Raw genomic sequence first — 12,972 nt, 5'->3', positions numbered from 1 at the left:
CTCTGCCGTTCTATTGGGCTGCCGCTCTATTGGGACCGGACGGGTTGTGGGATCACGTCGCGGTGGATGCGGTCGGCGAGCCGCCCGAGGTTGGCGCCGCTGCCGCCGCGTCGGGACGCGATGATCTCGGCGACGATCGAGACGGCCGTCTCGGCGGGCGTGCGAGCGCCCAGGTCGAGGCCGATGGGCGAGTGCAGGCGCGCGAACTGTGCGTCGGTCGCCCCCTCCTCGCGGAGGCGACGCAGCCGGTCGTCGTGGGTTCGTCGCGAGCCCATCGCGCCGATGTAGACGCCGTCCGGGGTGTCGAAGGCGGCTTGCAATGCCGGCACGTCGAACTTCGGGTCGTGGGTGAGCACGCAGATCGCGGTACGCGAATCGATACGGCCCGCAGCCATCTCGGCGCGCAGATAGCGGTGCGGCCAGTCTACGACCACCTCGTGCGCGCCGGGGAATCGAGCGCGGGTGGCGAACACGCTGCGCGCGTCGCAGACGGTCACGTGGTAGCCGAGGGCCGCGCCGGCAGCCGCGAGCGCGGCCGCGAAATCGACGGCACCGAAGACGATCATGCGCGGTGACGGCGCAAAGGAGTTCACGAATACGGTGATGTCGTCGCCCATGCGCTGGCCGTCGGATCCGTATCGCAGGGTCGAGGTCTCGCCGAGGTCGAGCAGTCCGCGCGCATCCTCGGTGACCGCGCGGTCCAGGTTTCCGATACCCAGGCTGCCGGTGGCGGTGTCGGGGGTGACGGTGAGGTGTGCACCGATGCGGGCGCCGTCACGAGTACTCGAGATCAGCGTGGCCACCGCGATCGGCCGGCGGGCCGCGACGGCCTCGGCGAGGTCGTCCAACTCGGGCCATGTCTCCCGGGACACCGCTTCGCAGAAGACATCGAGGGTGCCGCCGCAGGTGAGTCCGACGGCGAACGCGTCGTCGTCGGCGATGCCGTAGCGCTCGGTCTGTGCGGCGCCGGAATCGATGACCTCACCGGCGAGTTCGTACACCGCTCCCTCGACGCACCCACCCGACACCGACCCGAGGACGCTGCCGTCCGGGGTGCGGATCGTCGCGGCGCCGGGTTGTCGCGGCGCCGAGCCGAACGTCGACACCACGGTCGTCAGCCCAACCGTCTCGCCGTTGCGCCAGTGCTCGAAAAGCGTCGGCAGAACATCTCGCATCTGCACATCCTCGACTCCGCGGACACCCATGTGGCTCGCGTCACACAGTTGTTACATCGTCCAGTTTGCGCCGGTATCGGCGGGCGTCAAGCCGAACCTCAGTGTTTGCTGAGGTCAGGGCACCCTAAGCGAACTGTTCCGGGCCGCCGGCGACGATGTCGGCGGGGTCGAAGGAACGCGGCTCCACCAGGACCATCCAGTTGCCGGAGTTGTCTCGCATCAGCGCCTCGACGCCGTAGGGTCGGTCGCTCGGCTCCTGCAGGAACTCGACGCCTTTTGCTTTGAGGTCTTCGTAGGTCGCTCGACAATCGTCGACGTGCAGGCCGACTCCCGGCATGCCGCCTTCGGCTTGTGCGCGCTGCATCGCGGCGATCAGGTCGTCCGAGAGCGGCTTGGAGGGCGTCGTGAGATGCAGATGCAGTTCGGGCTGATTGGGATGAAACACGGTAAGCCAGCGGAAGTCCGCGGCGAGCCGAATGTCGTCACCCACGGTGAAACCCAGGACGTCGGTGTAGAAGGCCAGCGACTCGTCCTGATCGCGAACCCAGACGGACACAAGAGAAACATTGGTGATCATGCCCACCACGCTAGGGGCCGTCGGCCGGTACCGGCTTCTCCTCGATTGCTCGGTGCGCGACCACTGATTCGTTGCGCTCCACGAGTCCGCGCATGAACACCCAGCACCCGGGAATGCGTGGCCCGGTTCCGCTCCAGCGCCGCTGGAATTCGCTCGGGGTCTCGCCGACGATCTCCCGGAAGCGCGAACTGAAGGACCCGAGACTGCTGAACCCCACGCCCATGCACACTTCGGTGACCGTGAGATTCGTGGTTCGGAGCAAATCCTGGGCGCGCTCAATCCGTCGCTGTGACAGGTATGCCGCGGGCGTCACCCCATAGGTCTCCCGGAACAGGCGGTGAAAGTGGAACTTACTGAGTCGCGCTACGGCCGCGAGGTCCTCGAGTTCCAGCGGTTCGGAGAAATGACGATCGGCATGGTCCCGGGCGCGGCGCAGCCACACGGTCGAGTCGTAGCGCGGATCGTCGGTCAAGGGCACAGCTTCATGGTTGCGTACTTCGTGTGACAGTACACGCGAACGGCATTCTGCGAGACCTCCCTCATCGTGGGAGCAGAATGGCCGACATGGACGGCGGAGAACTGCTCGCACACTGCCTGTATTCGGCGGCTGCCGGACCGGTCTGATCGATTCCTGGGTTTGAATGGAGACCTGTTGTGCGAATAGATGATTCATCGCTGGTCCTCCTTCATGGCGTCACCCACTCCGGCCGAATCTGGCAGGACGTCGTGCCGTGGTTGTCGGCGCACCACGATGTCCACACGCCGACCCTGCTCGGGCATCGCGGTGGGCCGCAGGTTGAGCACCGTCCAGTGCGAGTGGGTGATGTCGTCGACGAGGCGGAACGCTATCTGGACGACCACGATCTGCGGCAACCGCACCTCGCCGGAAACTCCTTGGGCGCGTGGGTGGCCATCGAGTTGGCACGGCGTGGCCGCGCGGCCACCGTCTGCGCTTTCTCCCCGGCGGGCTACTGGTGGGATCGAGATTCTCACGAGGTAATCGTCAGGCAGTTCCGGAGGGCACGCTCACTCGCGTCTGTTTGCCGTCCGATGATGCCGTTGGTGCTCAGGTCGGCCGTCGTCCGCCGCATCGGTTTACGTTCGACCGCATGCCACGGTGACCGGCTGAGCGCCGAGATGGCGCTGGAGCTCATCGACGGAGCCCTCGACTGCCCGTTCCTGGACGACTACTCGCTCGACGAGCAGGCCGAGCCACTGGATCCGTTGCCATGCCCGGTGACACTAGCGTGGGCTCAGCACGATCGAATCGTGCCGGCACAGTCGTACGGTCGGACCGCGCGCGACCGACTGCCGGGCGCCACGTGGGTGCTCCTGCCCGACGTGGGACATGTTCCGATGATCGACGACCCGGATCTGGTGGCTCGGACCATCCTGGACGTGACTGATGGCTCAGTGATGCCCTGAGTCTGTCCTGTCGGCCCTCGTGATTGTCGCTGGGCTATGCCAAGATTCGGTTTGTGTCTCACGCGGAATCATCCCAGCAGTCGGCGGCGAACCGCGTCGAACCGATCAGCCCCGTCGCCCGGGCAGCCAATGCGCTGACCGCGAGATGGTGCTCAAGCCTTGGCGGAGAAGACAGCGCGTTGTCCGCCGCCGGTGTGTGGCCCCTGCTAGCGCTTCTCGCCTCGGCAGCTGACGAACCCGCCGGCACCGAGCTGGCCGCGGCACTCGGCCGACCCGTCGACTCCGCCCAACGCGACGCGCTCGAACTCGTCGACATCCTTCGCATGAGTACGTCGGCGACGGCCGCTTTGGGCATCTGGGCGAGTGAAGGCATTCCACTGTATGAGGCGTGGACGAGCGGACTGCCCGCCGGCATGGTAGGTCGACTGACGGATCAGGCGGCACTGGATCGGTGGGCCGCCGACGAGACGGGTGGACTGATCGACCACTTCCCTCTTGATATTTCCGAGGACACGGCATTGTTGCTCGCCTCGGCACTGGCCGCGCGCGTGCGCTGGCGTGACCCGTTCGAGGGCTATCCGCGTCACGGTGGGTTCGGGGACTCCCCACCCGACAAACAGTGGCTTCGGCGTACGACATCCGACTTGTCGGCCGTTGCGGTTCTCGACGACCGGGTGACTCGCGTCGTGGTCGAGGGGGAGGGCGACGTCGATGTGCATGTGATGCTGGGCGATCGGTCGCCGGCCGAGGTGTTGGCGGTGGGACTGCGCGAGCTGTCCGGCGAGGCGCGGGTCCAGGCGGCCACCGAACTCGATGGTGGCGCAACCGGACTCGACGTCCGTCGCGAGAAATCCACTGTCCCCGAGGACATAGTGCAGTTGGATATACCCTCGTTCGAGATTCGAGCCAGTCACGACCTGCTCGCGCATCGCGCCCTGTTCGGGCTGAACTCGGTAACCGAGGCCGACACACACCTTCCGCTGTTGAGTCCGATCCCCTTGTTCGTCTCAGGCGGTGCGCAGGATGTCCTGGCCCGATTCTTCGCCGAAGGCTTCGAAGCGGCGGCCGTCACGGCGTTCGCGGTCGCTGCCGGGGCCGCGCCCCATCGGCCGGAGTTCGACGTGACGGTCGTCGACGTCACGTTCGATCGTCCGTTCGGTTTCCTTGCGGTTCATCGGCCGAGTCGACTTGCGGTGGTTGCGGGGTGGGTGAGTTGTCCGTTCATCCTGTGAAACTTGAGTCGATCCTCGCGTGACCGGTGCGATGACATCCTCACCGCAATCCACGACCTTCGCGTCAGTCCAGGTGACGCAGCGCCGGCCATAAGTGCTCCGGGTCGTGCGGATGTTGGCAGAGGGCGACGGGCATGCCCTGCTCCTCGTTGTCGACGCCGAGCCCGTTGTCGAGGGTCGCAAGAACCGTGCATGTACTGAAAAGATCTGTGGCCGTGTGAAGTTGACCGCCGACGACGAGGACCGCGTCGGTGTCGTCGGGAAGACGGCGCTGGTCGTAGAGCGCGACATGGCCGGAATACGGTGCCGGCAGACCGAGTGCGGGACCGTAGCGGGCCAACGCCCCGGTCTCCCCGTAGTTCGAGGCGAGGATCGGCGGTCGCGGCGCAGGCAGATCGTCGTAGACCCGGGCGATCTGCTCCACGTACCGATCCCAGCCGATCTGGTCGGCCACCATCGGACCGGCATCCACCACCGGGGTGCGGCCGACGACACGCAGCGGGATGATCGGCAACGCCAACACGATCGACACCGCGGCATTGATGGCGACAACGGAGATCACCAGTCGTTGCCGGAATCGATTGCCGGACAACCACCTCGCGGCGGGCACGCAACCGGCGGCATACATCACCGACAACAGGTGCACCGGATAGTGCGGCTGCGTACCGCCGACGAAGGTGAACACCAAGAGCACCGCAAAACCCACTACGAGCCAGCCGTCGACATGGCGCTGCTCGGCCCGCAACAGCCAGACCACCCCGGTCCCCCACACCGCCACCAGCGGCGGACCGAGCAACACGATCAGCATCAGTACGAAGCCGCTGCGCACGCTTTCGCCGTTCTCCGCGCCGAGCGCCGAGCCCATCGCGAGCTGTGGCCATCCGTGATCGGCCTGGTAGAGCAGGTTCGGTAGGCCCACGATCACCGCGACGACGCCGCCGAGGTAGGGCCAGGGTGTCCGGAAGTCGCGGCGCGGACCCAGCAGGAGCAGTCCGACGACCAGCCCGCCGACCACGATCACGATCAACCATCGGTTGTAGGTGGTCAGGCCGGTGATCAGACCGGCCGCGACCCACCATCGGTGGTCACCCTGCACCGCCACCAGCAGGGTGTACACCACCAGCGAGATCAGTAGCAGGTCGATCGTCGAGGTGAACAGCACGTGGCCGAGCATCAGCGGCATCATCGCAGTGGCGTAGCCCCAGGCCGCGAGGCTCTGCGCGGTACGGCTACCGCCGAGCTTCCAGGTGATCATCGCAAGCACGACGACGGACAGCGCCGACGCCAAGGTAGCGGGAATGCGCAGCGCCCATTCCGCGTCGGCCAGGTGAAGTGTCAGCCGTGCGATGGCCGGCGTCAGCGGAGGTTGGTCGACGTAGCCCCAGGCCGGCCGGAGCATTCGGTAGTAGAGCTCGTCGCGGTGGTAGTCATAACCCGTCGAGAACACCGTCAGCAGAACGGCCTGGGCGGCGGCTGCCGTCCACACCGGGCCTCGGGCGAACTTCTCGGCGGTCATCTCCGAGTCGTCACCCGGCTCGGGTCGCGTAGGGCGTCGACGGCGGGGCTCATGTTGGTGACGCTACTGCTCGTGACCAGGGTCCGTCACGTGGCCCGGCGGCGAACACCCTCTCGGGACCGGGGCGTCGATACCTACTCCTGTCCGAACGCGCGTGGATCATTCCGGTCGCTACTGGTACTCCAGCGTCCACATGCAAGGCCCGTTATATGGGCTGGGCTGGCATTTTCTGGGATCTGGGCTATGGTCGGATAGACCACATACCGGTCAAGGAGTTGAGACAGTCGTGAAATCTGTTGTGATGGAGTGCCGTATCCTCGTGTGCGCTTCACCGCGGCGAATCAATCAATTCGTGCGACACGCGAAATGCATTGCAGCACAGTTTTCTTCTGGTCGGATACGCCATTCGTTCTCGATGGTCCCGGTCACCTCACCGATGCTGCGCAGTCGGTGGGGCTACGACAACGGACCTGACACCATTCCCGGTCCCGACACTTGCGATGTGAGCCTTGCCTTTTCGGGGCCACCCGGACAGCTGACGGCAGCACAGCTGGATACCGTCGCCCGTGATGTCCTCGCCGATCTCGAACCACACCCCGGCAAGTTCACCGCAGAGATCATCCCGTGGATACTGACCCTGACCACGGAGACCGATGAATTCTCGCGCCGGGCGCTCACCAAGCGTCACCCGGGAATCGCAGAAGACACACGGCGTCTGACAGAGCAACGCTGAGATCGTCGTGATGTTGCCGACGTCAGCGACACCCGTCGCGCAACAAGACAGTCCACTTGCCGTGCCGCATCCCCATCCGGCACGGCAAGTGGCTGATCTCACAAGCTCACGATCACCCGAGGCAACAATGTTCACAAAAAATGCTGCTGCGTAACAACTTACCAATTACAACCAGTCACCGTGTCTGAAACTCGTCCTGCGGGAAGTGGTCTCGATACGCTCGCTCGCCTAGCGGCTCGCGGGCTACTCGACCAGCGGGGGGATCGCCCGCCGTCGCCGCCGTAGTAGATAGATTTCGCTAACCCCTTGCCATATCCACGAATCTCGATAGGTGAAGTTGGTGTGCCACAGTGATTGTCGCGGTTGGACCGTTGCGGTGCTTGCCGACAATGATGTCGGCTTCGCCCGCGCGGGGGTCGTCGCGCTCGAAAGCGTCTGGGCGGTGCAACAATATGACCATGTCGGCATCTTGCTCTAGCGATCCCGACTCGCGAAGGTCAGACACCTGCGGCCGCTTGTCGGTTCGTTGTTCCGGCCCACGGTTGAGCTGGCTGATCGCGATCACCGGAACCTCGAGTTCCTTTGCGAGCAGCTTCAATTGGCGGGAGAACTCGGAGACTTCCTGCTGTCGGGATTCGACCTTCTTACCCGAGGTCATCAGCTGGAGATAGTCCACCGCAACGAGACTCAGATCGTGGCGCTGCTTGAGACGGCGCGCCTTGGCGCGGATCTCCATCATCGTCAGGTTGGGTGAATCGTCGATGAACAGTGGGGCTTCGGAGATTTCGCCCATGCGGCGGGCGAGGCGGGTCCAGTCGTCGTCGGTCATGGAGCCGGCGCGCATGTCGCCGAGTTTGACCTTGGCTTCGGCCGAGAGCAGTCGCATGACGATCTCGGTCTTGCTCATCTCGAGCGAGAACATGGCGCCGGTCTTGCCGTTGTGGATCGAGCACGAGCGCAGGAAGTCCATGGCGAGGGTGGAGTTGTGGGTCGGCACCATCGCTTCGCCTGCAAGGTACATGTGGTCGTCGTTGTCGACCTGCACGCACCGCACGGGCACGGTCTCCACCGGTCGGATCGCGACGACCCGCCGCACGCCAGCTTTGCGTCGAAGTTCCTTGTGCCGCACCGCTTTGTGGTAGACGGTGAAGACGTCGTCGTCGGCGTCGACCCGCAGCCAGCCGGTGACCGACCGCTTGTAGTTGTAGCCGAGTCCGGCCACCAGGTCGGCGACGACGGCGGTCATGTGCCGCGTTGCCGCAGGCACGGTGATCCAGCCGTCGTCGTCGACGGTGGCGCGCGCGTCGAGCAACCCCGCAAGTAGTGCTCGACGCTGCGCTATCGACCCCCGAAGATATTCGAATGGGATGCGTCCACCCAGGTCGGCCATCAAGGTCATGACGTCGACGGGGCCCTCGGCGTCGATGCGCATGGCGATCTCGGGGTCGTTGAAGGCCATGCCGGCCAGTGCGGCGACGGTGTAGGGCCCGTAGGCGAACCGCTTGCGTGGCAGATCGAGCGGGCGCGTGTTACGTACGACCGCGCATCCCACGTGCGAGCGCAGGGTATCGGTGGTGACGGTCTGGGTTTTGCCGTCGATATCGGCGACCCACTGGTGCTGTTCGTCGGCGGTCAGGGTGGTGCCGTCGTTGAATTCGACCTCGTAGCACGGCCGTTCGGTCATCACCTCGGTCGCGGCGACCACCCGGGTCGGTGTGCCCTTGGCGTCGAGCAGCAGATCTCCGACGGCGACGTTGCCCATCGTCGTCCAGCCGGTCGGCGTGGGCAGCGGGGTGTCGAGGGCCAGCGCCTTGCCGACGCCGGGTCGGGCGGCGACGATGATCATCTGTCCGGGATGAAGACCGTTGGTCAGCTTGTCGAGGTCGGCGAAGCCGGTGGGGACGCCCAGCGACAGACCGCCGCGGGAGGCGATCGAGTCGATCTCGTCCATCGTCGGCTGCAGCAGGTCTTCGAGCGGCACGTAGTCTTCGGCGGTGCGTCGCTCGGTGACCTCGTATACCTCGGCCTGTGCGCGGTCGACGACCTCGGCGACATCCTGACCGTCCGAACCGGCGTAGCCGAACTGGACGATGCGGGTGCCGGCCTCCACCAGGCGCCGCAGGATCGCCTTCTCCGCGACGATCTCCGCGTAGTAGCCCGCATTCGCCGCTGTGGGCACCGTGGAGATCAGGGTGTGCAGATACGGTGCCCCACCCACCCGTCGAAGCTCTCCGGCGCGCTCGAGCTCGGCGGCGACGGTCACCGCGTCCGCGGGCTCCCCTTTGCCGTAGAGCTCGAGGACGGCCTCGTACACCGCCTGATGCGCGGGCCGATAGAAGTCCGTCGACCGCAGCTTGTCCACGACGTCGGCGACGGCGTCTTTGGACAGCAGCATGCCGCCGAGCACGGACTGCTCGGCCACCAGGTCTTGCGGCGGTTGACGACCGAAATCCTCGCTCGGGATGTCGTCGCCCCGCCCTGCTCGTGATCCGCGTTCGTCCGGCTCCAGGGCCGGGTCGTGCCCGCGGTCATCGACAACTGCCACGTTTGTCAAACCTCTCGCAGTACTTGCTCCACTCACCCCTCGAGTGGGTCCGACTCGGTGGCGCCGGCAGTTCAGCCACCGACGTCGGTCGTGTCCCTAGATGTACTCAGCGGGTCCGACAATCTCGGCGCACCGGTCATGAAGAGACACTGTCGGAGGACATTAGGCCTCGACGCAAGTCGCCTCAAACTGACTTGTGGACAGGGCTGTCAACAAACTGTGGAGCGGCTGTGGACGCGGTTGGGAGCGTTGTGCAGGCCTTGTGTACAAAGTGGGGAATTGTTCTGTGGGATTGTATCTTTTCGCAGATCAGACGAGTTTGGACTTTCCACAGGCGACCAATGAATTTGCCTCGGCGTGTCCTGCTGGAACGCGCCTTTCGGCGTGTTATGAATCCCGCGTCAACCAAGGGCAACCCACGAGTAGGTAAACCTTGGAGAAGGATTGGGTAACGGCCGGTCACAGCCGTGGGGCCGGCCGGATCTGGGTCGGTCGTCCCAGGAATGGCGCGGTTCGGGTCACAGTGTCGGACCGTTGTGATCCAATGATCGGCGTGGGGAGGACCATCATGCAGTCTGCACGTGCTCGGTATGGATTTGGTCGGTGGAGTCTGGTGGTGGCGGCCGTGCTGGCCGTCGTCGCCTCAGGGACATTGATGTCTCCGACCGCCGCTCGGGCAGCTCCGCCGCCGCCGTTGCCCGCGGAGTTCAATCTCGCGCTCTACACCCCAGTCAATCCGGCGCAGTTCCGGCCACTGAACTATGCCGACAACGGCCGCGGCTTTCTGCGTGTCGGTCGCTGGCGGTGCGCGATTGGCCCGCAATACCGCTATGTGGGCTGTGAGGGTCGTCCGGCGACCGCCCCGCCCGCGGTGCGCGGGGTCGCGATCTCCGGCGACCAGCAGGGCCCGTGGTGGGTGCCCGACTGGTCCAACTATCGGGTGACCGCGCCGTCCGGGTTCGCGCCGCCAAGTCTGGCGGTCGGCACGCGGGTGACGATCTACGGCACGACGTGTACCGCACCGCGACCGAAGACCATCGCCTGCCGCACCGGGGGTCGCGCGTTCATCCTGGCGCCGGGCTGGCACAAGTTCTACTACCCCGCCGGCGACACCGCACACTCCGCCAATCCGGCATCGCGATACCTGCCACCGGCCCTGCGTCAGTTCAGTCAGCTACCCATCCAACCGGCTGCGCCCAAGTAGCGATACCCGTTGGGCACCGGGGCTTTATCTAGCCAGGCGCCGGGGCGGTCGAAGTACGCCAGGGCCAGCCGCTGCGACCGAGCCGCGATCCCGGACTGAGTGAAAAGGCGGCGTCGGCAGCGGGATTCACGGCAACCACAGTGAATCCGGCTGTCGCACTGAGCCTTCGCACCAGCCGGGTGGGGCCGGTGTCGCAACCCATGACGATGGCGTGCGCCTGCATCTGGCGGGCGGCGCCGACGAGCACCGGGTACGGATGACCGAAACGCATCATGCTCAGGACATGGACCGCACCGGCGTTGTAGGCGATCTCGCGAGCCTCCCGTTGCGCGTCGTCGAACATCGTTTGTTCATCAAGCAGATACGCGTCGTCGCGCAGGGCATCGCGCAGGGTGAGTTCGGCGTGGGTGCGGTGGGTCGAACGGCGGCCGACCGCGCTCACCAACAACAGCGAAGCGACGCTGCGTGCGGATCGGGCCGCGTATTCGACGGCCCGCCGTGAGGCGTCGGTGCCGCTGACGCCCACCACGACCGCCGGCCGGGGACCCCGCACCGAGGGTGCGGCGTCTAGGGGCAGTGTCGTGGCGGGCATGGGGATCGTCGGGAACGGGGTGCGCTGTATGCGCTGTCCGAGGTACATGATCGCCTGCCCACGTTCAGCGGGTGGACTTGATCTGGCTGGCGAAGTCGACGATCCACGGACCGGACAGCTCACGGTGGGCGACCGGCTGCGGCTCGGGCGGGGCCGGGACCTCCGGCCGGGCTCGGAACAGTTTGCGTCGTGCCCGTTCTCGGGCGTGCAGGGAACGTCGGGTCTCGTGTGCTCGGAAGTCTAGCGAGGGCTGCCCGAACACACCCAGGATGATGGCGGTGATCGTGGCGGTGACGACGATGATGATCATGGCGAATGTCTCCTGGCGTGAACATGATTGGGTTGTTCACGAGTTCGCTCCGACATTCGCCTCCCCGCTGCGCCATCTGTCGGTGTCACAGCAATGTGAGGGTGAACTCGTAGCACTGAAACTACGAGTGCGGCGGCCGCGGGGGATGCGTAGCGCACTACCCCACTTCGCGGTACCCGCTCGTGGGGGCATGCCGCACCACTACGCAGACGGTGTGCGAGGCAAAAGACATCGGGTCACACAACAATGGCACGGGCCGGGCGGAACAGTGTCCGCCCGGCCCGTGCCAGGTTGGTGCGCTCGACGTCAGTTGGTGACGACGGCCAGATCGACGGTTGCCTGCACGTCGGGGTGCAGGTTCACGACGACCGGGTAGGTGCCGGTGGCCTTGATGTGGCCCTTCGGCAGCTCCACGTTGCGCTTGTCGACGGTGGGTCCACCGGCCGACTTGATGGCGCCGGCGACGTCGCCCGCGGTCACCGAGCCGAACAGCTTGCCCGAGTCGTGGGTCTTGACCGTCAGCGAGACCGCGGCGAGGCCCTCGAGGGCCTGCTTGAGCTCGTTGGCGTGCTCGACGTTGCGGACCTCGCGTGCGGCCTGCACACGACGGATGTCCTCGACCTGCTTCTCGGCACCACGGGTGGCCTTGATGGCCAGGCCGCGGGGCAGCAGGTAGTTGCGGCCGTAGCCATCCTTGACCTCGACGGAATCGCCGGCTTCGCCGAGATTCTCCACGGCGGCGGTGAGGATGAGTTTCATGTCAGATCCTCCGCTCAGCGTCCGGTCGAGGTGAAGGGCAGCAAGGCCACCTCACGCGAGTTCTTCACGGCCACGGCGACGTCGCGCTGGTGCTGCACGCAGTTACCGGTCACGCGCCGCGAACGGATCTTGCCGCGGTCGGACAGGAAACGACGCAGCAGCGCGGTGTCCTTGTAGTCGATGTCGTTCTTCTTGTCCTTGCAGAAGGAGCACGCCTTGGTCTTGGTGACCTTTTCGACGCGCACCTTCCGGGTGCTCTTTGCTTTCGCCATTGGTACTCCAGTTGTTCACACGCGGGGAACGGCCGCTCACGCGGAGCGACGTGTACCTCGCAAATCTTTCTCAGAAGGGTGGTTCGTCGTTCCCGCCACCGAACGATCCGCTGCTGGCAGGCGCGCTGCCCCACGGGTCGTCGTTGGCCTGCTGCTGGTTTCCGCCGCTGCGGCTGTTCGAGCCGCCACCGCCGGAGAAGCCGCCGCCACCGCCACTGCCCCCGCGCGAGGCCCGGTTGACCTTCGCGGTTGCGTAGCGCAGGGAGGGACCGATCTCGTCGACCTCGAGTTCCACCACTGTGCGTCGTTCGCCCTCTTTGGTCTCGTAAGACCGCTGCTTGAGGCGACCGGACACGATGACCCGGGTTCCCTTGGTCAGGCTTTCGGTCACGTTCTCCGCCGCGTCGCGCCAGATGTTGCAGCGGAGGAACAGCGCTTCGCCGTCCTTCCACTCGTTGGTCTGACGATCGAAAGTGCGCGGTGTGGAGGCCACCGTGAAGTTGGCCACCGCAGCTCCCGACGGCGTGAACCGGAGTTCCGGATCTGCAGTCAGATTGCCGATGACGGTGATGACCGTGTCGCCTGCCATGTGTCTCCCCTTGGGTCGTGGTTGGGCACTCGCCGAATCGACG

At 65.7% G+C, this 12,972-nt stretch carries 14 protein-coding genes; 4 read left to right on the top strand and 10 right to left on the bottom strand.

Annotated features, from left to right (window positions below):
* Positions 1–26: 26 nt before the first annotated feature.
* The 3 genes from AAFP30_RS25415 to AAFP30_RS25405 form a co-directional block, all read right to left on the bottom strand.
* On the bottom strand, positions 27–1,175 hold the full coding sequence (locus AAFP30_RS25415; RefSeq protein ID WP_419232822.1) for an XdhC family protein: 1,149 nt from the start codon (positions 1,173–1,175) through the stop codon (positions 27–29).
* Positions 1,176–1,299: 124 nt separating this feature from the next.
* The gene (locus AAFP30_RS25410; RefSeq protein ID WP_419232843.1) at positions 1,300–1,752 is read right to left on the bottom strand and encodes a VOC family protein; all 453 of its coding nucleotides are present in this window, start codon (positions 1,750–1,752) and stop codon (positions 1,300–1,302) included.
* Between the two features lie 10 nt (positions 1,753–1,762).
* Positions 1,763–2,230, bottom strand: a complete 468-nt coding sequence (locus AAFP30_RS25405) for a helix-turn-helix transcriptional regulator (RefSeq protein ID WP_419232821.1) — start codon at positions 2,228–2,230, stop codon at positions 1,763–1,765.
* 176 nt (positions 2,231–2,406) lie between these two features.
* Between AAFP30_RS25405 and AAFP30_RS25400 the strand changes: the two genes are divergently transcribed.
* Together AAFP30_RS25400 and AAFP30_RS25395 are read left to right on the top strand one after the other, a co-directional pair.
* Positions 2,407–3,177, top strand: a complete 771-nt coding sequence (locus tag AAFP30_RS25400) for an alpha/beta fold hydrolase (RefSeq protein ID WP_419232820.1) — start codon at positions 2,407–2,409, stop codon at positions 3,175–3,177.
* 53 nt (positions 3,178–3,230) lie between these two features.
* The gene (locus tag AAFP30_RS25395) at positions 3,231–4,409 is read left to right on the top strand and encodes a serpin family protein (RefSeq protein WP_419232819.1); all 1,179 of its coding nucleotides are present in this window, start codon (positions 3,231–3,233) and stop codon (positions 4,407–4,409) included.
* A gap of 64 nt (positions 4,410–4,473) precedes the next feature.
* Here the strand turns inward: AAFP30_RS25395 and AAFP30_RS25390 are convergent, their stop codons facing one another.
* On the bottom strand, positions 4,474–5,925 hold the full coding sequence (locus AAFP30_RS25390; protein ID WP_419232818.1) for a glycosyltransferase family 39 protein: 1,452 nt from the start codon (positions 5,923–5,925) through the stop codon (positions 4,474–4,476).
* A gap of 286 nt (positions 5,926–6,211) precedes the next feature.
* Between AAFP30_RS25390 and AAFP30_RS25385 the strand changes: the two genes are divergently transcribed.
* Positions 6,212–6,658 (top strand): hypothetical protein, encoded by a 447-nt coding sequence (locus AAFP30_RS25385; protein WP_419232817.1) that lies wholly within the window; start codon positions 6,212–6,214, stop codon positions 6,656–6,658.
* A 298-nt stretch (positions 6,659–6,956) separates the two neighbouring features.
* On the opposite strand, the gene dnaB is transcribed toward AAFP30_RS25385, so the two are convergent.
* On the bottom strand, positions 6,957–9,203 hold the full coding sequence (gene dnaB / locus AAFP30_RS25380; RefSeq protein WP_419232816.1) for a replicative DNA helicase: 2,247 nt from the start codon (positions 9,201–9,203) through the stop codon (positions 6,957–6,959).
* A 568-nt stretch (positions 9,204–9,771) separates the two neighbouring features.
* Here dnaB and AAFP30_RS25375 point away from each other — a divergent pair.
* Positions 9,772–10,407 (top strand): hypothetical protein, encoded by a 636-nt coding sequence (locus AAFP30_RS25375; RefSeq protein WP_419232815.1) that lies wholly within the window; start codon positions 9,772–9,774, stop codon positions 10,405–10,407.
* A gap of 28 nt (positions 10,408–10,435) precedes the next feature.
* Here the strand turns inward: AAFP30_RS25375 and AAFP30_RS25370 are convergent, their stop codons facing one another.
* From AAFP30_RS25370 to AAFP30_RS25350, 5 genes are all read right to left on the bottom strand, one after another.
* Positions 10,436–10,999, bottom strand: a complete 564-nt coding sequence (locus AAFP30_RS25370) for a universal stress protein (protein ID WP_419232814.1) — start codon at positions 10,997–10,999, stop codon at positions 10,436–10,438.
* A gap of 64 nt (positions 11,000–11,063) precedes the next feature.
* On the bottom strand, positions 11,064–11,309 hold the full coding sequence (locus AAFP30_RS25365) for a hypothetical protein (protein WP_419232813.1): 246 nt from the start codon (positions 11,307–11,309) through the stop codon (positions 11,064–11,066).
* Between the two features lie 306 nt (positions 11,310–11,615).
* Positions 11,616–12,068 (bottom strand): 50S ribosomal protein L9, encoded by a 453-nt coding sequence (rplI, locus tag AAFP30_RS25360; RefSeq protein WP_419232812.1) that lies wholly within the window; start codon positions 12,066–12,068, stop codon positions 11,616–11,618.
* Between the two features lie 14 nt (positions 12,069–12,082).
* Positions 12,083–12,340 carry a 30S ribosomal protein S18 gene (gene rpsR / locus AAFP30_RS25355; protein ID WP_419232811.1) on the bottom strand — a complete coding sequence of 86 codons (258 nt, stop codon included), beginning with the start codon at positions 12,338–12,340 and terminating at the stop codon, positions 12,083–12,085.
* A gap of 70 nt (positions 12,341–12,410) precedes the next feature.
* Positions 12,411–12,929 carry a single-stranded DNA-binding protein gene (locus AAFP30_RS25350; protein ID WP_419232810.1) on the bottom strand — a complete coding sequence of 173 codons (519 nt, stop codon included), beginning with the start codon at positions 12,927–12,929 and terminating at the stop codon, positions 12,411–12,413.
* Between the last annotated feature and the right edge of the window lie 43 nt (positions 12,930–12,972).

Source organism: Gordonia sp. CPCC 205515 (assembly GCF_048537925.1).
GTDB lineage: Bacteria > Actinomycetota > Actinomycetes > Mycobacteriales > Mycobacteriaceae > Gordonia.
This window is presented reverse-complemented; position numbering and strand designations above follow the sequence as displayed.